Annotated in this window: 26 protein-coding genes; 14 read left to right on the top strand and 12 right to left on the bottom strand. The window is 63.0% G+C overall.

Annotation, left to right across the window (positions count from 1 at the left end):
• Positions 1–4 precede the first annotated feature (4 nt).
• Positions 5–1000 (bottom strand): GNAT family N-acetyltransferase, encoded by a 996-nt coding sequence (locus tag M3G19_RS09840; RefSeq protein ID WP_259902437.1) that lies wholly within the window; start codon positions 998–1000, stop codon positions 5–7.
• Complete coding sequence (locus tag M3G19_RS09835; RefSeq protein WP_259902436.1) at positions 1000–1563, bottom strand: peptide deformylase; 564 nt, start codon at positions 1561–1563, stop codon at positions 1000–1002. Before M3G19_RS09835 ends, M3G19_RS09840 begins: the two co-directional genes overlap by 1 nt.
• A 22-nt stretch (positions 1564–1585) precedes the next feature.
• On the opposite strand from M3G19_RS09835, the gene M3G19_RS09830 reads away from it, so the two are divergent.
• The 3 genes from M3G19_RS09830 (at position 1586) to M3G19_RS09820 (ending at position 4845) form a co-directional block, all read left to right on the top strand.
• Entirely contained in the window at positions 1586–1813 is a 228-nt protein-coding gene (locus M3G19_RS09830) for a DUF3263 domain-containing protein (RefSeq protein ID WP_259902435.1), read from the top strand.
• Between the two features lie 342 nt (positions 1814–2155).
• The gene (locus M3G19_RS09825) at positions 2156–3592 is read left to right on the top strand and encodes a LytR C-terminal domain-containing protein (RefSeq protein WP_259902434.1); all 1437 of its coding nucleotides are present in this window, start codon (positions 2156–2158) and stop codon (positions 3590–3592) included.
• A gap of 116 nt (positions 3593–3708) precedes the next feature.
• Positions 3709–4845 (top strand): glutamate--cysteine ligase, encoded by a 1137-nt coding sequence (locus M3G19_RS09820; RefSeq protein ID WP_259902455.1) that lies wholly within the window; start codon positions 3709–3711, stop codon positions 4843–4845.
• A 6-nt stretch (positions 4846–4851) separates the two neighbouring features.
• Here the strand turns inward: M3G19_RS09820 and mnhG are convergent, their stop codons facing one another.
• The 8 genes from mnhG to M3G19_RS09780 form a co-directional block, all read right to left on the bottom strand.
• On the bottom strand, positions 4852–5235 hold the full coding sequence (mnhG, locus tag M3G19_RS09815) for a monovalent cation/H(+) antiporter subunit G (RefSeq protein ID WP_210575814.1): 384 nt from the start codon (positions 5233–5235) through the stop codon (positions 4852–4854).
• Positions 5235–5513, bottom strand: coding sequence for a monovalent cation/H+ antiporter complex subunit F (locus M3G19_RS09810; protein WP_259902433.1), 279 nt, complete (start codon positions 5511–5513; stop codon positions 5235–5237). The genes mnhG and M3G19_RS09810 overlap by 1 nt, the downstream gene beginning before the upstream one ends.
• On the bottom strand, positions 5506–6069 hold the full coding sequence (locus M3G19_RS09805; protein ID WP_259902432.1) for a Na+/H+ antiporter subunit E: 564 nt from the start codon (positions 6067–6069) through the stop codon (positions 5506–5508). The genes M3G19_RS09810 and M3G19_RS09805 overlap by 8 nt, the downstream gene beginning before the upstream one ends.
• Positions 6066–7901: a Na+/H+ antiporter subunit D gene (locus tag M3G19_RS09800; RefSeq protein ID WP_259902431.1), complete on the bottom strand. Its 1836-nt coding sequence runs from the start codon at positions 7899–7901 to the stop codon at positions 6066–6068. Before M3G19_RS09800 ends, M3G19_RS09805 begins: the two co-directional genes overlap by 4 nt.
• On the bottom strand, positions 7894–8382 hold the full coding sequence (locus M3G19_RS09795) for a Na(+)/H(+) antiporter subunit C (RefSeq protein ID WP_259902430.1): 489 nt from the start codon (positions 8380–8382) through the stop codon (positions 7894–7896). Before M3G19_RS09795 ends, M3G19_RS09800 begins: the two co-directional genes overlap by 8 nt.
• A 2-nt stretch (positions 8383–8384) precedes the next feature.
• Positions 8385–11462: a Na+/H+ antiporter subunit A gene (locus M3G19_RS09790; protein WP_259902429.1), complete on the bottom strand. Its 3078-nt coding sequence runs from the start codon at positions 11460–11462 to the stop codon at positions 8385–8387.
• A gap of 246 nt (positions 11463–11708) precedes the next feature.
• Positions 11709–12287, bottom strand: coding sequence for an acetyl-CoA acetyltransferase (locus M3G19_RS09785; protein WP_259902428.1), 579 nt, complete (start codon positions 12285–12287; stop codon positions 11709–11711).
• 507 nt (positions 12288–12794) lie between these two features.
• Entirely contained in the window at positions 12795–14180 is a 1386-nt protein-coding gene (locus tag M3G19_RS09780; protein ID WP_259902427.1) for a M20/M25/M40 family metallo-hydrolase, read from the bottom strand.
• Between the two features lie 87 nt (positions 14181–14267).
• On the opposite strand from M3G19_RS09780, the gene M3G19_RS09775 reads away from it, so the two are divergent.
• The 10 genes from M3G19_RS09775 to M3G19_RS09730 all read left to right on the top strand — a co-directional run bounded on the left by M3G19_RS09775 (position 14268) and on the right by M3G19_RS09730 (position 23524).
• Positions 14268–14753 (top strand): hypothetical protein, encoded by a 486-nt coding sequence (locus tag M3G19_RS09775; protein ID WP_259902426.1) that lies wholly within the window; start codon positions 14268–14270, stop codon positions 14751–14753.
• Between the two features lie 124 nt (positions 14754–14877).
• Positions 14878–16887: an OPT family oligopeptide transporter gene (locus tag M3G19_RS09770; RefSeq protein ID WP_259902425.1), complete on the top strand. Its 2010-nt coding sequence runs from the start codon at positions 14878–14880 to the stop codon at positions 16885–16887.
• Between the two features lie 225 nt (positions 16888–17112).
• The gene (gene groL, locus M3G19_RS09765; RefSeq protein ID WP_259902423.1) at positions 17113–18747 is read left to right on the top strand and encodes a chaperonin GroEL; all 1635 of its coding nucleotides are present in this window, start codon (positions 17113–17115) and stop codon (positions 18745–18747) included.
• Between the two features lie 551 nt (positions 18748–19298).
• Entirely contained in the window at positions 19299–19484 is a 186-nt protein-coding gene (locus M3G19_RS09760; protein ID WP_210575851.1) for a hypothetical protein, read from the top strand.
• A gap of 39 nt (positions 19485–19523) precedes the next feature.
• Positions 19524–19676, top strand: coding sequence for a hypothetical protein (locus tag M3G19_RS09755; protein WP_259902422.1), 153 nt, complete (start codon positions 19524–19526; stop codon positions 19674–19676).
• A 136-nt stretch (positions 19677–19812) separates the two neighbouring features.
• Entirely contained in the window at positions 19813–20706 is an 894-nt protein-coding gene (gene ppk2 / locus M3G19_RS09750; RefSeq protein WP_210575855.1) for a polyphosphate kinase 2, read from the top strand.
• Positions 20707–20738: 32 nt separating this feature from the next.
• Positions 20739–21161 (top strand): hypothetical protein, encoded by a 423-nt coding sequence (locus M3G19_RS09745; RefSeq protein ID WP_259902417.1) that lies wholly within the window; start codon positions 20739–20741, stop codon positions 21159–21161.
• Positions 21152–21667 (top strand): DUF6036 family nucleotidyltransferase, encoded by a 516-nt coding sequence (locus M3G19_RS09740; protein WP_259902415.1) that lies wholly within the window; start codon positions 21152–21154, stop codon positions 21665–21667. Before M3G19_RS09745 ends, M3G19_RS09740 begins: the two co-directional genes overlap by 10 nt.
• Before the next feature lie 47 nt (positions 21668–21714).
• The gene (locus M3G19_RS09735) at positions 21715–22320 is read left to right on the top strand and encodes an enoyl-CoA hydratase-related protein (RefSeq protein ID WP_259902413.1); all 606 of its coding nucleotides are present in this window, start codon (positions 21715–21717) and stop codon (positions 22318–22320) included.
• A 310-nt stretch (positions 22321–22630) separates the two neighbouring features.
• Complete coding sequence (locus M3G19_RS09730) at positions 22631–23524, top strand: hypothetical protein (protein ID WP_259902411.1); 894 nt, start codon at positions 22631–22633, stop codon at positions 23522–23524.
• A 96-nt stretch (positions 23525–23620) separates the two neighbouring features.
• On the opposite strand, the gene M3G19_RS09725 is transcribed toward M3G19_RS09730, so the two are convergent.
• Positions 23621–24109: a MarR family winged helix-turn-helix transcriptional regulator gene (locus M3G19_RS09725; RefSeq protein WP_259902410.1), complete on the bottom strand. Its 489-nt coding sequence runs from the start codon at positions 24107–24109 to the stop codon at positions 23621–23623.
• A gap of 117 nt (positions 24110–24226) precedes the next feature.
• Positions 24227–24517 (bottom strand): rhodanese-like domain-containing protein, encoded by a 291-nt coding sequence (locus M3G19_RS09720; protein WP_259902409.1) that lies wholly within the window; start codon positions 24515–24517, stop codon positions 24227–24229.
• A gap of 32 nt (positions 24518–24549) precedes the next feature.
• Between M3G19_RS09720 and M3G19_RS09715 the strand changes: the two genes are divergently transcribed.
• Positions 24550–25362: a hypothetical protein gene (locus M3G19_RS09715; protein ID WP_259902408.1), complete on the top strand. Its 813-nt coding sequence runs from the start codon at positions 24550–24552 to the stop codon at positions 25360–25362.
• Positions 25363–25691 lie beyond the last annotated feature (329 nt).

Genomic DNA, 25691 nt, shown 5'->3' with positions numbered 1-25691 from the left:
CGCTCTACCCTAGATCACGCTCGGGTTTCAGGGTGGCGTAGCGGTGGCGGTGGTGCTCGACGAAGCCGAGCTTGTCGTACAGTCCGATCCCGGCATCGTTGGTGGCAAGGACGTGCAAGTACGCGTCTGTCGCGCCGCGGGATGCTCCCCAGTGGAGCATGTGCGCACCGAGCGCGGTACCCAGCCCCTGGCGTCGGAAGTCCGGTGCGACCTCGACTGCCGAGTAGCCCAGCCAGATGCGGCCGTCGTCGGAGGAGGTGATGGTGCCACGGGTGATCGCGATGGTGTCTTTGCCTTCGTGCGCGAGTAGTCGGCCGAAACCCAGCTCGCCGTCGATCTCCTCGGCCAGTTCCGCCAGTGCTTTCGGCGGCAGGGGTTGGCCGCGGAAGTGGTACATGTCCAGCCAGGCGTCGTCGGGCTCGGTGTCGATGCGGAAGGTTGCGGTGCTGTTTTCAGGGGAGTCGGGGAGATCCTCAAGGGAACGGGTCATCGTGATGATTTCCGGGCCGAGCTCCCAGGCGTCGGGGTTGCGCTCGACCAGGTGGAGCGCGGGTTTGCCGATGCGCTCCGGGATCAACAACTGCACCGGCATCTTTCGGGCGCGGTAGAACTCGACGATCTTGTCGATCGGGACCGGCTGCAGACTGGCCGAGTGGCCGATGGGAGTGGCGCTATTGGAGCGTTCGGTGATGGAGGAGCCGGAGCGGGCGAGCCAGGCGTCGATAAGCGAATGCTCTTGGCCGGGGAACGCGCGGGCCGTGGCGGTCTCGACGGCGCGGATGTCGCTGTTGCGGATGCGGCGCGGGCTGAGGCGGCGGACGACGATTGGTTCGTCGATGCGGATCGCCTCCGCATCCGACGGGAGACCGCCGACTTTTTGCGGGCGGACGACCAGCGGATCGAGCGTGACCACGTGCCCGATGACGTCCGTGGCGTGGTTGCCGTGGCGGCGACGCACGACCACGCGGTCGCCCGGTTCGACGGGGGTGGTGCGGAACACTAGTGGCCGAACGGGTCGGGGTCTTCGCCCGGCATCCACGTGTTGCCCGCGTGGTCCCAGCCGTTGCGCTTCACCGCGCGCTTCGCCTCGCGCTTGTAGCGGCCGGTGAGAACGTCCAGGTAAACGTAGCCGTCAAGGTGGCCGACCTCGTGCTGCAGGCAACGCGCGAAGAAGCCCGTGCCCTCGATCTCGATCTGATTGCCGTTCTCGTCCAAGCCCGTCACCTTCGCCCAGTCAGCGCGGCCGGTGGGGAACGACTCGCCCGGGACGGACAAGCAGCCCTCGTCGTCCTCCTCGCTCGGCATCGTCTTCGGGATCTCACTGGTCTCCAACACCGGATTGATCACCGTGCCCCGGCGCATCGTGTCCCCGTCCGGGCAGTGGTACACGAACAACCGCTTATTGACGCCGATCTGGTTCGCCGCCAGCCCCACCCCGTACGCGGCATCCATCGTCTCGTGCATGTCGGCGATGAGCTCCTGCAGCTCCTCCACCGGCTCCGTCACCGGTTCCGTGGGCGTGTGCAGGACAGGGTCGCCGTAAATAACAATCGGTCGGATCATTACCTCAGTATAGGATCGATCCGTGGACTCCTTTGACTTAGCCGTACTCGACTTCGCCGGCCGTGCTCCCCGCAGCCTCGGTGCCCGCGAAGACGCTATCCGGGCTGAGCTGGGCATATCGCCGTTTCGGTACTACCAGAAACTCAACTCCCTGATCGATTCCCCTGACGCCCTCGCTGAGCGCCCCCAACTCGTCCGCCGGCTGCAGCGCATTCGGGAGCAGCGCGTTTTGGGTGGTGGGGAGGCCTAGGGGTTGGGCCTGGGCTCTAGTTGTGGGCCTTTTGTGGGCCTTGGTTGCCCTAGTTGTTAACCCCAAAACTTAGCCCTAGATGTTAACCCCAGCCTGCCTTTTCCTAGTTGTTAACCCCAAAACTTAGTTTCCCCAGGTCGGTGATTTTGGGCCATTTTGCCGACCAGGGGAAACTAAGTTCTAGGGTTAACATTTGGGATTCGCATCCTCAGCGGCTGGCCAGTGCCCACTGCACTCTTTGCACCCGGGGTGCTGCATCTGCAGGGCCTATGCAGCGCATAGTTCACGGTTTCGGCGTGTTGGGATAAAGAATGGCGACGTGGGCACATTAGGGTGACGGCTGTGACTAATGTGAACTCTGGTAACCGTGACCCGCGTAAAGGCCGCTTCAGCGGCGCCCGCAAGTTCTTCAGCCGAGACAAGAGCGAGGATCTGCTGCAGGACCGTGACGACCTCGCGGACGACCTGATGCAGGAACCTGCGTCCGACCACTACGAGACAGCCGGCGACGGCTCCTTCGACGAGGCGCTCGACGAGTACTACGACGCCCGTGACCAGTACGACCCGCGTGAGGAGCGCGCCGCTCGCGAGGCCGCCGAGCGCGAAGAGCCTGCCGTTCGCGAGACTGCCAAGCGCAAGACCGTCGAACGTGAAACCGCCGCGCGCGAACCTGTGGCCCGCGGCAAGCACCACCGTCGCGAAGAGGTTGACTCTGACGACTACGGCTACAGCGGTGGTTATAAGTCTGACTCCGAAGGCTATGGCTACAGCGGTGGTTATGAGTCTGACTCCGACGGCTACGGCTACACCCACGGCCACAAAGAAGCAGCGGGCAGCACTGCCGCGATAATGGGGGCCGAAATCGGTGACTACGTCGATGGCGACAATAACTACGGGTACACCTCTAAGGAAGCCGTCTACGACGACCGCGCCGATTACGACAACTATGACGACGAGCGCACGGAACGCATCGAGGCCGACCGCGCAGAAGACGCAGACCGCGACGACCGCGCAGTCGCCGCGCCGGTCACCCGCACCGCGGCAGCCGGCGCCGGCTCGAGCACCGCAGCTGCCGCAGGTGGCGTGCCCAAGCGCGGACTGGCGATGATCCTCATTGCGGTGGCGCTGCTGCTGGCGTTGTGGGCCGTGTACGCGCTGACCAAGGGCGGTGCTGACAACCAGGCTGCTAATGACCCGGCAGGCCAGTCGGTGCAGAACCAGAATGACCCGAACGCGCAGGGCCAGAACAGCGCGGGTCAGAACCAGAATGACCCGAACGCGCAGGGCCAGAACGCGCAGAACCAAAACGGCGCAGGCCAAAACGGCGCGGGCCAGAACCCGAACGACCCGAACGCCCAGAACCAGAACGCCGCAGACCAGCATGGCGCAGACCAGAACGGCACGGGCCAGAACCGCCAGCCGGGCGCGGCAGCTGATGCGCCGGCGGGTCCGAATAACCCGATGACGCGCGAGAATATGACGGTGAATATCTACAACAACTCGGCGGTGAGCAACCTGGCTGAACGGGTCTCTGGTCAGGCGCGTGAGAACGGTTTCAACCTCGGCGAGGTGGGCAATATCCCGGGCGAGAACGCGATCTTCGAGCAGAACACCGTGCTGTTCGACCCGAATACCCCGGGTGCGGAGGACCGTGCGCGTGAGTTGGCGGACACGATCGGCGGAATTGCACTGGCTAACGACGACCGCGTCCCCGCCGAGGCCAAGAAGCCCGGTTCTGTGACGGTGGTGCTGGCGGAGAACCGCGAGGTGGCTCTCTAAACCGAGGCGCGCCCGACAAGCTGAAATTAAATACCGGACCGCCCCTGCAGAAATTTGCGTGGGGGCGGTTCTTCCCGTATTCAGAGAGAATGACTGTGCCGACAAATCAGGCCACGATGGATCCGTTCCGGGATTTCAACCGGTCGGAAGCGCTGAGCCTGGGCGTGGAGTGGGAGATCGCGCTCGTCGATCCGGAGACGCGCGATTTGGTCCCGTTCGCGGCGGAGGTCATCGATGCGGTGGAGCAGCGGTGGCCGGGAACGCACCTGGAAAAGGAGTTCCTGAAGAACACGATTGAACTGGTCACGCCTATTTGTGGCACGACGGCCGAGGCGATGGAGTACCTGCGGGAGACGAAGGACAAGATCCAGCAGGTCGCCGACGAGAAGAACCTCAAGTTGTGGGCGGGTGGGGGTCACCCGTTCGCGGATTTCCGGACGCAGCCGGTAGGCGATAAGCCGACGTACAAGGAGATCATCAACCGCACGCAGTACTGGGGACAGCAGATGCTGCTGTGGGGCACGCACGTGCACGTGGGGATCAGACACGAGGACCGGGTGTGGCCGATCATCAACGCGGTGATGACGAAGTACCCGCACTTACTGGCGATCAGTGCGTCGAGCCCGGCGTGGGAGGGGCTGGACACCGGGTATGCGTCGAACAGGACGATGCTCTACCAGCAGCTTCCCACCGCGGGCATGCCGTACCAGTTCGGTAGCTGGCAGGAGTGGGTCGATTTCATGCGCGACCAGACGAAGTCGGGGGTGACGTCGCACACGGGCTCAATGCATTTCGACGTCCGCCCGGCCGCCAAGTGGGGCACCGTCGAGGTGCGCATTTCGGATGCGGCGACGAACCTGGAGGAGCTCGCAGCCATCGTCGCGCTGACGCACTGCCTCGTCGTGCATTACGACGACATGATCGACCGGGGCGAGGAACTGCCAACGCTGCAGCCGTGGCACGTGGCAGAGAATAAATGGCGCGGAGCCCGCTACGGTCTCGAGGCCGAGGTGATCACCAGCAGGGACACAGATGAGCGCCTGGTCACGGATGAGCTGCTGGAGATGGTGGGGGAGCTACAGGGCGTCGCTAAGCGGCTTGGCTGCGTTGACGAGCTGAACCTCGTCGCGAAGATCGTGGAAAATGGTGCGGCGTACCAGCGCCAACGCGCGGTGTACGAGGCGACGGGCGATTGGCGCGGCGCGGTGGACCAGGCGGTGGACGAACTTCGCGCCGGGCACCCGAGCGCCTAAACCCAGCTAGGCGCTGCGCTGCAGGTCGCCGGGGTGCTCGTTGATGGCGATGTCGTCCTCGTCGCCGTAGAGGCCCTCGCGGCGGGAGACGCGGCCCAGGCGCTGCGCGGTGACCGGGTTGGTCATGAGCGCGAAGAGGACGAGCAGGAAGAGCATGCCTACGTCGCCGCGCTGGCCGACGTCGAAATGCTCGGAGCCGGTGAGGCGGAAAATCACGCCGAGAATCACCATGATCAGGCCGACGGTCTGCGGTTTCGTCACGGCGTGGACGCGCGAGAGCGTCGTGTTGAAGCGCGCGATGCCCACGGACGCGAAGAAGACCTGCAGTGCGCCGAGCACGATGAAGATGAGCGACAGGACGTCGGAGATATATTCCCAGGTGAAGGCCATTAGAGCGCACCGTCCCTCTTGCGGAAGCGGGCGACGGACAGCGAACCGATGAAGCCGAGCAGCGCGACGACGACCATCGCGTTGACCACGGTCGTGTCCAGCGTCCAGCAAATATACGTCGCCAGCGCGCATTGAATCGAAGCGACAATACCGTCCATCGCGATGACGCGGTCGAGCGAATTCGGGCCGATCACCAGCCGCCACGTCGTGATGAAAAACCCGGCGACGAGCAGCACAGCCGCCACCGCCAGCACGGAGTTGTAGATCGCGTCATCCATGTTTGTGGGCCTTTCTCTTTTCAAAAATAGCGATCATTGAGCGCTCAAGCTTATCGACGTCCGCCAGCGCCTTCTCCACATCCTTCTGCCTCCCCGCGGAGAGAACGTGAATGGTCCAGGTGCGGTTCGCCAGGTCGATGTCGGTGACGCACCCACCCGGTTGGAGGTTGTAGGCACAGGTAGCGAAGTACAGCGCCAATTCTGAGTTGAGACGCATCGGGACTTTGAAGATCGCGCTCTTGGGCGGGTCCGCTGGGCGGATCGCCAGCCACGACACCTGAACGGCGGCGACGAGCAGCTCGCCCACCCACCGGATGAGGAACACGATCAGTTTCGGGACATTCACGTCCACGCCGCCGGTGGGCAGCTTGGGCAGTGGCAGCAGCATCGTGATGAGGAAGCCTAAGCCCGCGCCGGCAAAGACATTCGCCCAGGTCAGCTCCCCCATGAGGAGGATCCACATGAGTGCGAGCCAGAAGATGAACCACGGGCGGAAGCGGTCGGAGAGATGCTCGCTGACCGTCAGGCGCGGGGAGGGGAGCTGATTGGAACTCATGGGTTGACCTCCTCGTCGGCGGCGGGCTCGGTGGGCTCGGCAGGCTCAGTGGGCTCATCGGATTCGGGAACGGGGGAGGGCACAGGCACCGTCGTCACGCCGGCGCTGGGTTCGTCGATGTCGTGGATGCGGTTGGGAAGGGAGTCGGAGTCATCGTCGTCAAGCGTGCTCTTATCCAGCGTCCGGGAGGGGTTCGACCAGTCGCTGCCGAGGACTGCGTTGCGGTAGAGCGCGGTGTCGAGTGCGGAGTCGGCGGCGCGGCCGGTGATTGCCGAGATGGGGCCGGCGAGGACGGTGATGGCGACGGACGCGGCGACGAGTGTCGCGGTGGAGGCGACCATGCCTGCGGGGAGGCTGCCGGCATCCTTGCTGTCCTCGAGGGCGACGGTTTCGGAGACGTCGCCGAGCGGACTGAGGCGCACGGAGACGACGTTGCCCTCGGGTGCGTCGGAGCGGTCGCGGAGGAAGGCCTTGGACCAGACGATCATCATCGCGTAGAGCGTGAGCAGCGACGTGACCACGGCACCCACGATGAGCACCCACGAGCGCCACGAGCCTTCCTCGGCGCCGGCCTGGATGAGCAGGACCTTGCCGATGAAGCCGGAGAACGGCGGGATGCCGCCCAGGTTGAGCGCCGGGACGATGTAGAGCAGCGCGATCACGGGCGCGGTGTACATCAGCGAGCCCAGGCGGCGCAGCTGCGAGGACCCCATTTGGCGTTCGATGAGGCTGACCACGAGGAAGAGCGAGGTCTGCACCAGAATGTGGTGGACGGCGTAGAAGATCGCGCCGGACAGGCCGTGCGCGGTGCCGAGCGCCACGCCGAAGATCATGTAGCCGATGTGGCTGACCAGGGTGAATGAGAGCAGACGTTTGATGTCGTTTTGGGCGAGAGCACCCATCACGCCCACGACCATCGTGGCCAGCGCGACCCACATGAGCAGGTGGCTGAGCGGGTGGTCGGGGAACATGGCCACGCGGACACGGATGATGGAATACACGCCGACCTTGGTCAGCAAGCCCGCGAAGACAGCGGTGACCAGGGACGCGGCGGTGGGGTAGGAGTCCGGCAGCCACGCGTCGAGGGGGAAGACCGCCGCTTTGATACCGAAGGCCACGAGCAGGGTGGCGAAGATGGCGGCGCGGGTGCCGTCGGGAATCTCCTCCAAGCGCATGCCCGCCTGCGCCATATTCACCGTGCCGACGGAAGCGTAGACGAGACCGAGGGCGAAAATGAAGATCATCGACGACGCCATGGACACCATCACGTAGCTGATGCCCGCGCGCACGCGCTGCGGCGATGCACCCATGGTGAGCAGGATGTACGACGCGACGAGGAAGATCTCGAAGCCGACGTAGAGGTTGAACAAGTCGCCCGCCAAAAACGACAGGTTCACGCCCATCGACAACAGCATGTAGATGGGCAGGAAGACTTCGACCGGGTCGTTCTCGTTGCCGTCGCGGATACCCTGACTGATCGCGAACCACATCACGCAGAACAGCACGATCGCCGAGACGAACAGCATGATTCCGGACAGCCGGTCAGCCACGAAGGTGATGCCGATCGGTGCGTCCCACCCGCCCAACTGCAGAGTCTGAATGCCGGAAATATCCGCCACCAGAATCATCGACGCCGCGATCACCGCCAGCACCAGGAACGTGAAGAACGCGATATTGCGCTGCAGCGCGCGGTGCTTTCCGGAAAGCAGGATCAGCCCGGCAGCCAGCGCCGGCAACAGCACCGGCAGCGGGATCAGGTACGGCATCGCCGGCAGGAGGAAATCGACGTACTCCTCGTAGAGCGTCGGGTTGGTCAGCTCAGGATTAGTCATCGTCACCCTCCTTCACCGGGTCCTCGAAGGAGCGCGGGCCGAATGCGTCGCCGCCGCTGCGCAGTCGCCCAGTCTCCGGGTCGTCGGAGGCATCGGCGTCCGGCGCTGCAGACGGGGTCGCCGGACGCGCGGCGATTGCCTGGTCCTCCGCGTCGTGCTCGATCACATCGTCGGTGCGGTAGCGGTATTGCCTGTACAGCAGCGCCAGAATGAACGAGACCATCGCCATCGCGATCACGATCGCGGTGAGGATCATCGCCTGCGCGAGCGGGTCGGCCGACTGATCGGCAGCTACGGAATCGCGGTCGAGGATCGGGGGAGCGCCCGCCTGTCCGCCAGATTGGAGCAGCAGCAAATTCGCGCCGTTGCCGATCAGCATCACGCCGAGCAGCATCCTCGTCATCGCGCGGTCGAGCATCAAGTACACGCCCGCCGCGATCAGCACGCCGGAGGCGATGATCAAAAACAGGTTCGCTTCCACAGTTACGCCTCCCTTCCAGTTTGAGCATGCTTATCGACGTTCCCCTCCGAACCCAAAGCCACCCTCCGACTCGCGCGCCTCGCGATGCGCTGCGCAGCCCGCTCAGACGACAACTCGGCCTCGCGCTGGGCAGCCCGTTGTGCTGCCCGCTGCCGAGCGTTCGCTTCCCGGGTGCGTTTGCGCTCTTCGTTCTTGCGCTGGAGAGCACGGGCGCGGTCGCGTGCGCGTTCCTTACGTTCGTCCTCTTCGCGGTCGATCTGGCCGCCGAGAGAGGTGAGAATGTGCATGACTAGGCCGACGACGATGGTGTAGACGCCGGCGTCGAAAAGCAGTGCCGAAGGAACCGTGACGGGCCCGATGAGCGGAAGCTCAGGCTCGATGTACCCGCTGGTCAGCGGCGGGTAGCCGAGGAACATCGGGATCACCGCCGCTGCGCCGGAGAGCAGCAGGCCGGTGCCGAGCAGCTTCGACGGGTCGACCGGAAGCGCCTCTTCCAGTTCGTCGCGACCGCCGGCGAGGTAGCGCAGCGTCAGCGCGAGCCCCATGACCAGGCCGCCGGCGAAACCGCCGCCGGGAGCGTTGTGACCGGAGAAGAAGAAGTAGGCGGACAGCAGCACCATCGCCGGGAAGAGCAGGCGAGTGACCACGTCGACCATGATCGAGCGGTTTTGGGCTTTCTCGCCCTCCACACCCGAGGCGAGCCAGCGCGGGCGGCGCGTGGACAGCGTCGGGCGGCGTGAATCGCGGGTGAAGGATTCGGTGCGATAGATCAGGCTGGCCACGCCGGTCGCCGCGATGACCAGCACGCAGATCTCGCCCAGGGTGTCACCCGCACGCAGGTCCACGAGCAGGACATTCACGGTATTGCGGCCGTGGCCGATCTCGTAGGCGAGGTCCGGCATGAGCGTTGAAATCGGCTCGTGGATGCGCGCGGACATCGCCGCCATCGCGACCACCACAACCGACAGACCCGTGCCCACCGACAGCCAGGCGCGCAGGCGCACGTCCGAGTCCTTCTTCACATCTACCTCGGTGGGCAGTTTGCGCAGGACCAGCATGAACACGACCATCACGAGGGTCTCCACAAGCACCTGCGTCAGCGCCAGGTCAGGCGCACCGTGCAGCGCGAAGAGCACCGCCGAGCCGTAGCCCGTCAGCCCCACCAGAATGATCAGCGACAGACGGTTCCTAATCACAGTCGCGGCCACAGCCGCACTGATAATCACTATCACCGTCATGCCCTGCCAGGGGTTATCCCACAGGATCATGTGCGTATCGGCGCTGTCGCCGAAAATCAGGGCAGCCAGCGGCACGACCATGAGCACGCTGAAAATCACCGCGAGGTTGATGGTCAACGAACCGCGCTGCGTCGACGCCGTCAAGCGTAGCGACGCCTGCCGCAGCACCTTCAGCATGTTGTCCCACAGCGCATCTGCATCACCCAGGGCGGGCCGCTCGAACTGCGCCTTCTTGACCACCTCGCGCTGCCAGAACATCACCGCGCCGGCGGCGACGATCACAGCGCTCAAACCCAGCGGGATCGTGATCCCGTGCCACAGCGCCAAGTCCTGGTGCTCGGCTTCCGGGAAACGAACGTTCAGGTACTGATTGAACAGGTTCGACAGCGGTGCCGGTAGCAGCCCGAAGATCACGGTGAGCAGCACAAGGAGTGCAGGCGGGGCCCATTGCAGGAATTCGATGCGGTGCATGTCGCGGACGGCGGGGGAGGTGCCGTCGATAAGCTCTGCGCGCATGTCTTTTTCTGGCTTCCGTGCGAACGCGCCCCACAGGAAGTACAGCGAATACGTCATGGTCAGCACGGAGCCGAGTACGAAGCCGACGAGCAGCACGTTGCGCGGCATGCCGTACAGCAGCTCCTCGTGGAGCGTGGCTTCGAGCGTTGCTTCCTTCGCAACGAAGCCCCACAGCGGCGGGATGCCCGCCATCGACGCCGCCGCGATGGTGGCCAGTGCTGCGACCAGCGGTTCCTTGCGCCCGAGGCCCGAAAGTTCGCGGATATCGCGCGTGCCCGACGTGTGGTCGATCGCGCCGACGATCATGAACAGCGCCGCCTTGAACAGCGAATGCGCGAACACCAGCGCGAGCCCCGCCAGCGTCGCCTCGCGCGAGCCGATGCCCATCACCGCCGTCATGAACCCCAGCTGCGAGACCGTGCCGTAGGCGAGAATCAGCTTCAGATCGCGCTGCTTCAGCGCCATCCAGCCGCCCAGCAGCATCGTGAACACGCCCGCAGGCAGAACCACGATGTGCCAGACGCTTATCGACGCAAAATCCGGTGCCAACCGCCCCACCACATAGATGCCTGCTTTCACCATGGCCGCGGAGTGCAGGTACGCCGACACCGGCGTCGGCGCCGCCATCGCGCCCGGCAACCAGAAGTGGAACGGGGCCTGCGCCGACTTCGTCAACGCGCCCAACAGGATCAGGGTCACCGCCGCCGTAATACCCGTGACCTGGTCCAAATCCGTCATCCCGGCGATCTGCGAGATCTTCCACACCCCGGTCTGCGTGCCGAAGAGAATGATTCCCACCAGCATCGCCAACCCACCGAACGTGGTGACCAGCAGCGCCTGCGTCGCCGCCCTGCGTGACGATGCCCTCTCCCCGTAATACGAGACCAACAGGAACGACAGCACCGAGGTGATCTCCCAGAAGATGTACATCATCAGGAAGTTGTCGGAGATGACCAGGCCGTACATCGCCATCGCGAACATCGTCAGCTCTGCGCCGAAGACGCTCAGCCGCCGCGGGTTCGAATCGAAATACCCCCAGCAGTACAACAACACCAGCGCGCCGACACCCAAGATGATCAGCCCGAACAACCCCGAGTACGCATCCAACCTGAACTCGATATTCAGGTGCATTCCCGGCATCCAGGGATACGACGCCTGGACCTCACCGCCGTTTTTAAAGGTCCCGTTTGCGAACTGGTACACCAGCCAAACGAATCCCGCTCCCGGCACAAGCGCCATCGCACCGAACGCCGGCCGCCCGAACGTCCGCAGCAAAACCGGTGCTGCTGCTGTGGCGGCAGCAAGCGCCAGAAGCAGGGTGATCACGGTGTCACAGCCCTCCCAAGTCTCGTGTCCGGCGGGGGTTTCGATTGTGTCGGCGCATGCAGTAGTGCTGCACGTGAGCCAACAGCGCGCAGGCGAAAAAACACCCTGCCAACTTGGGAAAACTACGTAAAACCAAATCAAAAAGGCGCGTCATCGCTGGCGCGACCAACGTTTGCAGTCTACCTATTTAGTTCTATTCGGGGGTGTTCTGCCCGGGTTTGCATTCCTGTGCTTGTGTCCGCGACTTTAGCCGTAGATCCGCTGCGCGCCTGATGTCATCGCCGCAGCGATTGACGCCTCACTCGTGGCACCGAAGCCGACCGCCCAGGCAGTGTCGCGCTCATTGATCTGGTGCGCGACCTTGACCGCCGTGAAGGTTGCCTCGTGCAGTGTGAACTGGTGGAATTCGAGGATCTCGACGTAACGACCTTCGTCGGCAAGCATCGCCCCGAACGCGTGCGCCGGCCCCGACGTAGTGACCTCGTGGTGCTTCGTCTCCGGCGGGAACGTCTTCGACGTGCGCGTGACATTCGCCGAATACGTGGTGTAGCACCAGTGGTCGTGGCGGGCCTCGATGTCCGAGATCTTGACCGTCGGCGTTGGCGCATACGTGGCACTGAACAGTGCCCAGCTCATGCCCATTGCTTCTTCCCGCAGCTCACGCGGCAAGCGCCGCGGCGAATCGAAGCGGATCTGGAACGGGTCGCGTTCCTGCGTGTGGGTGCGCTCGGGAGCGTGGTTTTGGGTGAAGGTGAAGCCGGTGTCAGTGGTGGGGCGAGTCTGCTGATCGGAATTCTGGGTCTGCTGAGTCGAGGTGTAAAACACGTCAGGTGTCCTTCTACGTTTCGCGGAGGATGTGTGGGGGTGTACCGACTCGCTGTACTGGGTGGTTAACGACCACTACCCCACGCCGCGGGGAGTCGGTTACTCCGCGTTGGGGTCGGTGGCCTCTAGTACCGCCTTGAGTACTAGCGCTCGTAGAAGAATCGGCTTTCGCATGCCTCTGACACTAGCCAAGTTAAAGCGTGATGCGCAACACATTCCGGGAAATTAGTTTTCGCGGTCTCGCCGCGGGGGTGTGTCGCGGGGACGGTCCGGGGACGGCGCGGGGGTCCGTTCGTGGGCCTGCTCACGTGGTGCGCGGGGGTCGGTGGATATAGATTACGTAGTTGCCGGAGTAACCAAATCTGACCTGGGGTTTTAGCCGCGTTCCTGGAGGCGAATGGAATCTTGATCCACCGGCCCCTTGAGGTAGGAGCGTGGCCGGCGGGGTGCCGGGCTAACAGGGCGCCGGTCCCGGGATGCCGGACTGAGTGGGTCTACCGAGTGGCGCTAGAGCTTGGTGATGCGCTGGAGGAACTTCGCCTCGGCGACGGCCACGCGCTCGATCTCGTAGGGGTGGACGGACTCGTCGACGGAGTGGATGCCGGCGTTGTTGTCCTCGACGCCGTACATGGCGATGGCGGCGTTAGGGTAGTGTTCTTGCAGCTTGGCGGTCAGCGGGATGGAGCCGCCGGAGCCGACGGAGACCAGGTCGGTGGAGGCGGTGACTGCGGCGTCGCTGCCCTCGGCTTCCTTGTAGGCCTCCTGCAGGCACTCGCCGAGCAGGGCGATAGCTGGGCGGGAGGGGTCGGTGGAAAAACCGTGGTTGACGTCGAAGATCTCCACCTCAACCTTGGCGCCCCAAGGAGTGTGGTCGATGATGTGCTGCTTCAGAGTCTCGGCGGTTGCGGCTGGGTCCATGCCGGCGGGGACGCGGAGGTTCAGCTGGGCTTCGGCACGCGGAATGATGGCGTTGACTGCCTCGGCAACCGGGGTGGAGGTGAACCCGATGACGGTGACGGCGGGGCGGGCCCACACCATGTCGGCGGCGTTCTCCCCGCCGTTGTCGATGTCGCCCATCAGGGAAACGCCATCGAGGACGCCGGCGTCCTGACGGAATGCGTCGGTGTTGTAGGGCTGGCCGGGCCAGGAGGCGGTAAGGGCGTCGCCGAGGCCGTCGATGGTGGTGCGGCCGGTGTCGTCGCGAAGCGAATCGAGGGTGCGGATCAGTGCGGCGACGGGGTCCGGGGCGGGGCCGCCGAAGGTGCCGGAGTGGATGGCGCCGTTCAGGGTTTCCACCGTGACCTTGAGCTGGGCGCCGCCGCGCAGGGCGGTGGTCAGGGTCGGGGTGCCCACGGCGACGTTGCCGGAGTCGGCGATGAGGATGATGTCGGCGGAGAACAGTTCCGGCTTCTCCTCGATCAGTTTCTCCAGGCCACCGCCGCCGAGCTCCTCGGAGCCTTCGACGAGGACGACGAGGTTGGCGTCGGTGCCGCCGGCGTCGTCGATAAGCCTCAAAGCCTCAAGGTGCATGGCGACATTGCCTTTGCAATCGGCGGCGCCGCGTCCGTACCAGCGGCCGTCGCGCTCGGTGAGGGTGAACGGGTCGGCGGTCCAGGCTGCGGGGTCGCCGGCGGGGACGACATCGTAGTGGGAGTAGAGGAGGACGGTTGGGGCGTCGTCGCTGACGTGCTTGCGCGCGATGATCGCGTCGGCATTGTCCACCGTGGCGTGGCGCTCGACCTCAAGGCCACGCTCTGCCAGGGCGTTCGCGACCCAGTCGGCGGCGGCGCCGTGCTGGTCGGCGAGCTCCGGCACCGAGTGGGGCGAGTTGAAGGACACGAGTGCGGAAAGGTCGTTGAAAATCCGTTCGCGGTTCGGTTCGAAAGTGCTCATGAGCTCGAACGTACCAGCGCCCGAATCCGCCGTGCGCGACGCGTCTGCCTTGTAAGATCGGCGCTACAGCGACGAAGGGGGCGCGACGTGTTGGAGTGGTACTCAGGCCACATGGCGGAGGATCCGTTCAAAACGGTCGTCCTGACCATTTTGATCGTGGCCTTTTTCATCCAGATTGCGTGGCCGCATGTTAGGGACCTGTTCGACCCCGTCGTGAAGCGGGAGTACGGGCACGTGGTCGCCGTGGACATCGCCGTGGACGGGGGTGCGTGGTGGAAGGGCAACGAGGATCCCATGCAGACCCGGGAGCTCGCGCGCATGCCGTCGGGGGAGGAGCTGCTGTTCGCCTGGGTCGATGGCACGATCGGTCTGCACAGAGACATAAAGCGCCAGGTTTTCACGCGCGGGGGCTGGTTCATCAATCTGAATGCGCCGAAGATCAACGCCGATCCGCACACGCAGCAGATGGCGATCGCGCAGATGAAGGCGCGCTATTTCCGTTACTGGCTTCCGCAACCCAAGTCCATAGTGGTCGTGCACCGAAAAAGCGGGAGATATCAAGGCAAGTACTAGGAACAACGCTTATCGACGGCCGCGTGGCAGCCGAAACCGCTGGCCTACCTTGATCGTTCCGGTTTTCAACGATTGTTGGCAGCAGAGTAATATCCCTGCCAACACATTGTTAGAAAGGCGCGAAATGGATAACAAGACGGGACTGCGCGAGCTGACACTGCGCGGAATCATCATCGGTGGACTGATCACGCTCGTGTTCACCGCGGCAAATGTGTACCTGGGCCTGAAGGTGGGTCTGACCTTTGCCACGTCCATTCCCGCCGCGGTCATTTCGATGGCTGTGCTGCGTAAATTCGCCGGCCACAATGTCAAAGAAAACAATATTGTGCAGACGATCGCGTCGGCAGCGGGAACGCTGTCCGCGATCATTTTCGTCTTGCCGGGCTTGGTGATGATCGGCTACTGGCAAGGCTTCCCGTTCTGGACCACGGCGATGGTGTGCGCGCTTGGCGGCATCCTCGGCGTGATGTTCTCGGTGCCGCTGCGTCGCGCGCTGGTCACGGGGTCTGACCTGCCGTACCCGGAGGGCGTGGCTGCTGCGGAGGTCCTGCGCGTCGGCGACGGTGATCCGAATAATGAGGAGAACGTCAAGGGCCTGCGCACCATCGTCATCGGCGGCGTCGTCTCCGCCTTCTACGGTCTACTCGCCGCGATGAAGGCAGCCGCCAGCGAGATCGCCGGCACCTTCAAATTCGCCAAGGGCGCGACCATGCTGGGCGGCTCGCTCTCCCTCGCGCTCATCGGCGTTGGCCACCTCGTGGGCATGACGGTCGGTATTGCCATGCTCGTCGGCGTGGTCATCTCCTACTTTGTTCTTCTTCCGTGGCGCACCTCGTCGCTTATCGACGGCTCCGTTACCGACCTTTCCGAGATCGTCTCCACCACCTTCGCCTCCGAGATCCGCTTCATCGGTGTGGGCACCATGGCAGTGGCAGCCCTATGGACGCTGGTGAAGATCGCCGGCCCAGTGGTCAAGGGTGTCAGCGCGTCCCTGTCCAGCTCCCGTAAGCGTGCCGCCGGTACTGAGGTGGACGTGACGGAGCAGGATATTCCGTTCCCCATCGTGCTCGGCACCATCTTGGCCTCCATGCTCCCGATCGGGTTTTTGCTCTGGAATTTCCAGCGCGGCACCGATATTCACGAGCATGCATTCGGCTTGACGACGATCTCTGTCCTCTTCATCCTCATCGCCGGCCTCGTTATCGCATCGGTGTGTGGTTACATGGCGGGCTTGATCGGTGCGTCCAACTCGCCGATCTCGTCGGTGGGCATCATTGCCGTGATCACGTCGGCGCTGCTCATCGCCGCATTCACCGCCGGCACTGACGCGAGCGCGACGTCTCTCGTGGCGTACACGCTGTTCACTGCCGCGATCGTCTTCGGCATCGCGACGATCTCCAACGACAACTTGCAGGACCTCAAGACAGGTCAGCTTGTCGACGCCACCCCCTGGAAGCAGCAGGTCGCCCTCATCATCGGCGTGCTGTTCGGTTCCGTGGTCATTCCTCCGGTGCTGCACCTGATGCTGACCGGCTTCGGCTTCCAGGGCATGGAAGGCGCCGGCCCCGATGCACTCGCCGCACCGCAGGCCGCTCTTATGTCCTCGGTCGCCACCGGCATTTTTGATGACTCCCTGAACTGGAACCTCATCTTCCTCGGCGCTGCGATCGGCACTGCCGTGATCATCATTGACGAGATCCTCAACGCCACCACCGACAAGAAGTACTCGCTGCCGCCGCTGGCCGTCGGCATGGGCATGTACCTGCCTGTCACGGTCGCCGTGATGGTTCCGCTGGGCGCCATCATCGGCAATTTCTACAACCGCTGGGCCTCCCACCAGCGCAACCCGGAGTCCGCGGTTCGCATGGGCACCCTCGGCGCCACGGGCCTCATCGTCGGCGAGTCCCTATTCGGTGTGGTCAACGCAGGCATCATCGCCGCTTCCCAGGGCGAGAGTCCCCTGGAGATCTTCGAGGAAAGCATCTGGACGACCATCGTCGGCATCGTGCTCTTCGTCGCTGGCATCGCCTTCATCTACAGCCGCACCGCCAAAGCTGCCAAGGATCTGCCGATCACGGCGCCGGCAGACGCGGCCGCCGCTAAGCGCGCTGAGACTCACGGCAGCTCCAAGTAATGCTCGGGGCGTGCAGCAAAGCTGCGCCCCGACATTGCACTCGCAGCCTCACACTGCTAAAAATGGCTTTAGCACTCCCGCCAAGTGAGTGCTAAAAAGTCAATTTCGAGCGGGTGAGGCTGTTTTGCACTCACCAGCCGTGCCGTCGCGGGCGCCCGCTTGGACCTTGTATGACGTGAGAGTGGCGTCGCCTTTTCCTATATAAACGAGGAGCAACAAACTCACATGGCAAAGATGATCGCATTCGACGAGGAAGCACGCCGCAGCCTCGAGCAGGGTCTGAACACCCTGGCCGATGCTGTGAAGGTCACCCTCGGCCCCAAGGGCCGCAACGTCGTCCTTGAGAAGTCCTGGGGTGCGCCGGCAATTACGAATGACGGCGTGACCATCGCTAAGGACATCGAGCTCGAGGATCCGTACGAGAAGATCGGCGCTGAGCTGGTCAAGGAAGTCGCCAAGAAGACGGACGACGTCGCTGGCGACGGCACCACCACTGCGACCGTTCTGGCGCAGGCGCTGGTACGCGAAGGTCTGCGCAACGTGGCCGCCGGCTCCAACCCGATGGGCATCAAGCGCGGCATCCAGGCTGCGACTGACAAAGTGTCCTCCATCCTGCTCGACTCCGCTAAGGAGGTCGAGACCGAGGAGGAGATCGCTTCCACCGCTGGTATTTCGGCATCCGACCCGGAGATCGGCAAGAAGATCGCCGAGGCGATGTACGCCGTCGGTAACGGCTCCGTGAACAAGGAGTCCGTGATCACGGTTGAGGAGTCCAACACCTTCGGCGTCGACCTCGAGGTCACTGAAGGTATGCGCTTCGACAAGGGCTACATCTCCGCATACTTCGCCACCGACATGGAGCGCGGCGAGGCGGTGCTCGAGGATCCGTACATCCTCCTCGTCTCCGGCAAGATCTCCAACGTCAAGGAGCTCGTCCCGGTCCTGGAGCAGGTCATGCAGTCCGGCAAGCCGCTGCTGATCATCGCTGAGGATGTCGAGGGCGAGGCCCTGTCCACCCTCGTGGTCAACAAGATCCGCGGCACCTTCAAGTCCGTCGCTGTCAAGGCGCCGGGCTTCGGTGACCGTCGCAAGGCAATGCTGCAGGACATCGCGATCCTTACCGGCGGCCAGGTCATCTCTGAGGAGGTCGGCCTGTCCCTCGACGGTGCTGATGTCTCCCTGCTTGGCCAGGCACGCAAGGCCGTCATCACCAAGGACGACACCACGATCGTCCAGGGTGCCGGCGACCAGGCTCAGATCGAGGGTCGCGTGAAGCAGATCCGCGCCGAGATCGAGAACTCCGACTCCGACTACGACCGCGAGAAGCTCCAGGAGCGCCTGGCTAAGCTCGCCGGCGGTGTCGCAGTCCTCAAGGTCGGTGCAGCCACCGAGGTCGAGCTGAAGGAGCGCAAGCTCCGCATCGAGGATGCTGTCCGCAACGCGAAGGCAGCAGTCGAGGAGGGCATCGTCGCCGGCGGCGGCGTCGCGCTCCTGCAGGCAGCCAAGGAGCTCGAGGGCGACCTGGGCCTCGAGGGCGACGAGGCCACCGGCGTCAAGATCGTCCGCGAGGCTCTCTCCGCACCGCTGAAGCAGATCGCCCTCAACGCTGGCCTCGAGCCGGGCGTTGTCGCCGACAAGGTCGCTAACCTCCCGGCAGGTCAGGGCCTGAACGCAGCTACCGGCGAGTACGTCGAAATGCTGGCCAACGGCATCGCCGACCCGGCCAAGGTCACCCGTTCCGCTCTGCAGAACGCCGCCTCCATCGCCGGCCTCTTCCTCACCACCGAGGCCGTCGTCGCCCAGAAGCCGGAGCCCGCAGCTCCCGCCATGGACCCGGAGGCCATGGGCGGCATGATGTAAAAACGCATCCCGCTTAACGACGCCCCGCGCCATCCCCCCGCTCCCGCGGCCGTGGATGGCGCGGGGTTTCGTGCGTTTAGCCCCTTCGTGAGAGGCACGAAAATGCAGTACCGGAATTGCAGCGTCACTAGTCCATGCATTGACGATTGGAGGCTTCTGTAAAGCATTGGCAGCTGTTGTTATGGTTGTGACACGCTAATCTACCCCCCGATATGGGGTGAAATGGCGGCAAGGGGGAACCCCCTTTTAAGCGAAAATCGCGATATCGCGAGGGGTATGCTGGCCGTTACGCGAATGGGGTGAGATCTTCGTCGCGTTCATGTTTGCTAGCAAAAAGGCGCACTTCAATTGGCTATGCTGTTGCGTGTTCACCTTAAGTTCATGTCTTCGGTCACGGATCAACAACAAAATGCTGGTAAACCCATGCGAGGGTTGGTGTTGACCGCTAGGAGATGTGTGGCAAGATGTCTTCTTGTGACGCCCGATCGGGGTGTCTGAAACCAGAAACCCTAATCCGGCGATGGCCGGTAACTCTCTCAAGGAGATTTCACATGGACGTGAAGGAAATCATCACGCACCTCGACAACTTCGTGAACACCTTCAAGGGCTGGAATGGCTTCCTTGGCGGTCTCGTCAAGTTCTTCGGCGAGGGTGGCAAGGACGGCCTCGGCTTCATCACCAACTTCAAGGCTTGGACCGAGGCTGGCGACAACCTCAAGGGTCTCTCCGAAAAGTAATCCCCTAAACATCCGTTAATTCTTCACAAGGAGACTAAAATGAACGATTTCATCACCGGTTCTTCCGAGGCTGCTGCCAAGCTCGACCTGGTCTGGGACAACACCCTCAAGCCGTTCTTCAACATGGTGAAGCCGCTGGCCGACTCCGCTGAGGGCCTCATCAAGCTTCTGAAGCTGGCTCCGAAGCAGTAAGCCACTGGCTTAACTCCGGAATTCCCCGCTGCTTGGCAGCGGGGTTTTCTGCGTTTATTGGGGGATGGGGGTTTGGAGGGGAGCGTCGATAAGCGTTGCTCAGCGGGGTCGCGCACACGCCGCTAAACTGGCGGACATGGCGAACGATGATGACATGCCCTTGATCGATCTGACGGAAACTGAAGGCTACTACGTCGACGATTCAGACGAAGACGACCCGGTGCTGCTGCAGGCGGATGGCACCCCGATTCAGACGTGGCGCGAGAACTACCCGTACGACGAGCGTATGACGCGCGACGAATACGAGAAGGTCAAGCGCGCGCTTCAGATTGAGCTGCTGAAGTGGCAGAACTGGACCAAGGAGACGGGCCAGCGCCACATCATCATCTTTGAAGGCCGCGATGCGGCTGGCAAGGGTGGCACCATTAAGCGCTTCAATGAGCACCTGAATCCGCGTGGTGCGCGCACGGTCGCGCTGGAGAAGCCGTCGCCGCGCGAGTCCACCTCGTGGTACTTCCAGCGCTATATCGAGCACTTCCCGGCAGGCGGCGAGATCGTGTTCTTCGACCGCTCCTGGTACAACCGCTCGGGCGTGGAGCGCGTGATGGGCTTCTGCACGGAGTCGCAGCACGCGGAGTTCCTGCGAGAGGTGCCGATGCTGGAGAACATGATCCTGGGTTCCGGCATCTCCCTGACTAAGTTCTGGTTCTCCGTCACGCGCAAGGAGCAGCGTACGCGTTTTGCGATCCGCCAGGTCGACCCGGTGCGTCAGTGGAAGCTGTCGCCGATGGACCTCGCGTCGCTGGACAAGTGGGACGACTACACCCGCGCGAAGGAAGAGCAGTTCCGCTACACGGACACCGACGAATCCCCGTGGGTGACCATCAAGTCCAACGACAAGAAGCGCGCCCGCGTCAATGCGATGCGCTACATCCTGTCCAAGTTCGAGTACACGAACAAGGATCACGACGTGGTGGGGGAGCCGGACCCGTTGATCGTCAAGCGCGGCCGCGACCAGATCGGGGACTAACTAGTCAAGAACGTCTCGTGGAAGGTGGGAACATGTCGGAGTTCTACACCTACCCGCGGTATGCGCAGTGGCTCAAAGATGATCTTTTAGCCCACAACGATCCTGGTTTCGCTGTCCGAGCGCTCAAACAGGTCGTGTCGCATATCAGGTCGATAACCGAGGACTACCAATTCGAGCAGGCGCATGCGAAGCCGGATTCCACAGGAAACCCTGAATGGGATCGGGTTATTCGCGCCGCCGCAGAAATGACTTATGCTGACCGCTTCCCGGGATGCATGCCCAGTTGGGCGGCGGAGGAGGATGAGCCTCCCGTCGAGTGGTTTTTTCCTACCGGGCGCCCGAGCCGATTCGCATTCAATTTGGAGCGAACGCCAGTCGCATTCCTGAACCGGCGCGTGTGCCTCGGGGAAGGAAATTTGAGGACGGCGAGGGATGCGGAGCGGCCGTGGATCTGACACGAAAGCAGCTTTTAGTGGCGCTGGAGGAGTTGGACCGACAACTCGGCTATTCAGGTGTAGAGGCTGAGTTGCGGGTAGTGGGTGGTGCAGCAATGGCTCTCCTGTACGACGAGGCCCGTACGACCGCCGATATCGATTCCGTCTTCGACGATTACGAAGTTGTTCGCGCTGCAGTGGAGGCGGCTGCACGCGAACTTCACCTTCCACCTGACTGGGTCAATTCTCAGATACATGATTTGGCTTTGCCTTTTGAGCGGGATCACCACGCCCGAGTACTCCGCATAGGTGAGAATCTCACTGTCCGAATCGCTTCACCTCAGTTTCTCCTTTACACCAAGATCATTGCGCGGCGCGATGCGGAGCAAGACTTTGAGGATGCAGTTACGCTGGCCCGTCACCTTAATCTGGTCAGTGCAGAGCAGATCGAGGCGGAGGTGTCTGCATTCGGTCAAATTGACGGTCCATTAGAGCTGTATGTGGAAGAGATAGCGCGCGAACTTTAATCCCGCTCCCGTTGTGAGCCCCGCCCGCGGAGCCTAGTGTCGATGATGTGCTGATCAACGTCACCCGCCCCGCAGACAGCGTCGCCGTTCTCACGATCGACCGCGACGAGAAACGCAACGCACTCAGTGAAGAGTTGCTCGTCGAGCTCGCGGACACGCTCGACCGCGAGCTTATCGACGCCCCCTCGATCCTCCTCACCGGCGCCGGCTCCGCCTTCTCCGCTGGTGCAGATCTGTCCGCCGGGGACCCCGCCGCGATCTACCCGGCGCTGAAGCGCGTATTGGAGATCATTCGTGGCGCTGAGAAGGCCGTGGTGGCGTATGTGAACGGTCCGGCGATCGGCGCCGGTGCGATGCTCGCGGGGGCGTGCGATATCCGGGTCGTGGCACCGTCGGCACGGTTTTCTGTTCCCGTCGCCAGGATGGGTGTCCCTGTCACGCCTGAGCTTGCAAGCTCTCTTGCCGATCTCGTCGGAGGCGCCCGTGCCCGCACCATGCTGATGACCGGCATGCCGATCAACGCCATTACCGCCGTCGACTGTGGTTTCGCCGCACTCCGCGGCACCTTCGACGACGCAGTAGAGGTGGCGAAAGTGTGCGCCGACGGATCTCCGGCGACGATCGCGTCGATCAAGAACGCTTTCTTCGAGTAGAAATTATTCGCGTTGGCCGACAACTTTCCAGATCAAAGTAAATGTTCGAAGAGGGTGGCCTGCCACTGTCGTTGAACTGGCAACTTTTGAAACCTATTCGAACACCAGGTGCCGCGATCGGTATTTGTCCTGCTTACAGGCGATAAAAAGAGGGACATGTTGCCTGTGTTGTTCTTGTGAATAGTGTGACTCTCGCCTACAGTGAGGTCTAACCCTGAAGTACAGGTCGAGACTTGTCGCTTGCCTGCATGGTCCATCACCTTGCTTTTGGGACTCTTTTCCTTTTCCTACTTCCCCAAGGAGAGAATCTATGAAGCGCTTCAACAAGACCGCGATTGCCATTGCGCTGTCCGGCGCCCTCGCACTGGGTGTCGCACCGGCCGCAGACGCTCAGGAGGCCCCGGGCGCACCGGCCGCCACCGTCAACCATGAGGGTGCTACCTGGTACCTGCACAGCAACGGCCAGTTCTACGTCAACGACGCAGCACTCGTCTTCACCCCGGCCGACCAGATCAAGGACGATGCGAAGATCGGCCTCGACGCTGTTAACGCCGAGGGCGAAGAGGTTGCCCCGGCTGCTGACGAACAGGCACTGCCGCTGCCGGCTGAGATCACCATCGACGGCGCGACCTGGTACCTGCACAACGACAAGATCCACTACGTCAAGAACCGCGACCAGTGGAACACCCCGGTCACCGAGATCGCTGAGGGCGACAAGATCGCCATCGGCGACATCGACGCTGCTGGCGAGGTCGAAGGCGACCAGACCCAGGGCGACGCGACCGAGGGCTCCTCGAGCGATACTGAGCTGACCCCGGGCCAGATCGCCGGCATCGTTGCTGGCGTGCTGGCTGGCACCCTGGTCATCGGTGGTGTCGTGTACAAGCTGGTCATGGACAAGAACGGCAAACCGGTCTACGTGCCGGAAGACAAGGCTGGCAAGGAGCCGTCCGCCGAGGACAAGGCTGCTTCCGACAAGATGATCTCCGAGAACGCTGACGAGATCAAGCGCCAGACCGCTACCGCCGAGAAGATGGGTGAAGAGGTCGTGAAGGTCGAGGGCGACGCTGCTGGCGCCGACTCCGAGCGTGGCGTCAACGCCGAGACCGGTAACAACACCATCGCGAAGGGCCTGGTTGGCCTGCTGATCGCATCCATCATGGGTGCTGCAATCTTCGCATTCGGCCGTCGTCGCCTGGTCTAAGGCACTGGCTCAAACTCCCCATCCGCTACTGGCAACTGGCCGGTGGCGGTGGGGAGTTTTGTCGTCTAGACCCAGATTGCGTAGACCGAAGGCCGACTACTTGGAATCCGGCTCCGAACCGCTGCCAGCATCTGAGTCGGACTGGCCCTGCGGAGAAGACATGATCGCCTGGGACAGTTTGCGGAGCTGCTTGAGCTGCTTGGTGGTGGTGGCGTCGAGGGCGCGGTCTTCGGCTTCGCCGACAGCGGTGGCGAGCTGGGCCTGAGCTTTAGAACCCTTCTTGGTGGGGATGATGATCTGGCGGCGTCGGTCCTTGGCGTCGCGTTCGCGGGTGACCCAGCCGTGGGTTTCGAGAGAGTCGACGAGGCGCACCATGTCGGAAGCGTCGATGGCAAGGAGCTCAGAGAGCTGGGTCTGGCTCGCGGCGTGTTCGAGGGTGCAGGTGAGGACCCAGAATTCGCGCATGGTGGTGCCCAGTTGGGACAGGGCTTTTTCTACCTCGTCTTTGGTGGCGCGGCGGACGCGCTCGATCTGGAACGAGGGGGATTGGGTTAGCGCGGTGGGGTGTTCCAAGGATTCTGCCATGGGCTTCAATGTATCAGCCGTGGGGGAATCCTATGGTTGGGTGTTAGTCAAGGTTTGATGCCCCATGCTCACTCTGCGGGGTGAGCTGGGGCAAGACGGAATGATTGGGTGCGTCAACTACTCCGTCGGCAGTCCGGCATTCACCCACGCTTGGGTGCCGCCTTCAACATTGATGGCTTCGGTGCCGCGGACAGCCTCGAGGAACTGGGAAGCTTCGGCGGAGCGGCCGCCGGATTTGCAGATGACGTAGATGGGCTGCTCGTAATCGATCTCCTCGGAAAGAGCTGCGAAGTTGGACAGGGGAAGGTTCACAGCGTTCTTTGCGTGGACTTCGGAGAATTCGTCGGGCTCGCGGACGTCGATAAGCTGGGCGTTTTCGGGCACTTCGTTGACCTGTACTGACTTCATGGCGCCAGTTTAGATGAACTATTGTTTTTGCTATGGCTGGCGACGACGCACGCGGGTACACACCGCGGACAACACCGCAGGTGCCGCGCGCGACGCGCGACGCTTATCGACGTCCCCCCGCCCCGCGCCCCGCCGGCCCGCCGCGCCGGTTCAAACGGCAGCCGCCGTGGGTGTACAAGATGCGCCGCACGGTGGCCGTGCTGCTGATGATCGTGCTCGTCGTGGGGTTCATTCGCGCTTGCGTGCCCAGCGAACATGACCGCGAGATGAAGGCGTGGAAGGAGCAGGCGAACCAGGCGGTCGAGCAACCCCTGGATGTCGGTGAGGCGGACATTCCGCCGTCGCGCCCAGTGGAGATGCGCATCCCCGGTCTGGACCTGACGGCCCCCTTCGAGGAGGGTGACTGCCGTTTCAAAGATGGCGCGATCGACCCCGACACGTTGAGCGAGGCCTGCGCGTTCACCGCCAAGGACAAGCCGTACGTCCTGCCCGGCACCACTAGCGAGGACATCGTGGTCATCGCCGGTCACGCGGCCGCGGGGGTACCGGCCGTCTTCGACAAGCTTTACGACGTCAAAGAACAGCGCCACACCGTCAAGACCGGCGATGTCATGTACCTGAAAACCCAAGAATCCGGCGACCGCTGGCTCAAATACCAAGCCACCGACCTCCATGAGCCCGACAAGAAGGGCCTGTCCCAGTCCGCCGAGATCTGGGGCAACGTCCCCATGCCCGGCCGCCTTTTGACCATCTCCTGCATCCAGCCCGCCAACCCCTTCGAAGACGCCGTGCGCAACGCCGTCATCGGGTGGCAGCTGCAGGGGGTCGTGGATCAGGTGGAGTAGGGGTGCGCCCCGTTTAATCGGGTGAAGTGAAAAACCACGAATTTGATCGATCTATTATCTCACCCCCGCGTGGGGCTGAAATGGATGAGACGTGGAACGCATTGAACGGGGAGTTTCGGACGTCTCTCGAGGTAAATGCTGGTTTGTAAGTCAATTGGACGAGCAAAATGCCTCGCTTGAAACTTGCGAGCCCCGTTGCGGAAAGTTTATATTCATCAACAGGGAAATGTAAGGATGTTTCCCGGGTTCGCAGGAAAACTTAAGAAGGTTCGCCGGGACCCCCGTTTAACACCTGCATGTGTAGGGGCTTTCTGCCTATCGGGTGTTAG

This window comes from Corynebacterium sp. p3-SID1194 (genome assembly GCF_025144155.1).
GTDB lineage: Bacteria > Actinomycetota > Actinomycetes > Mycobacteriales > Mycobacteriaceae > Corynebacterium.
This window is presented reverse-complemented; position numbering and strand designations above follow the sequence as displayed.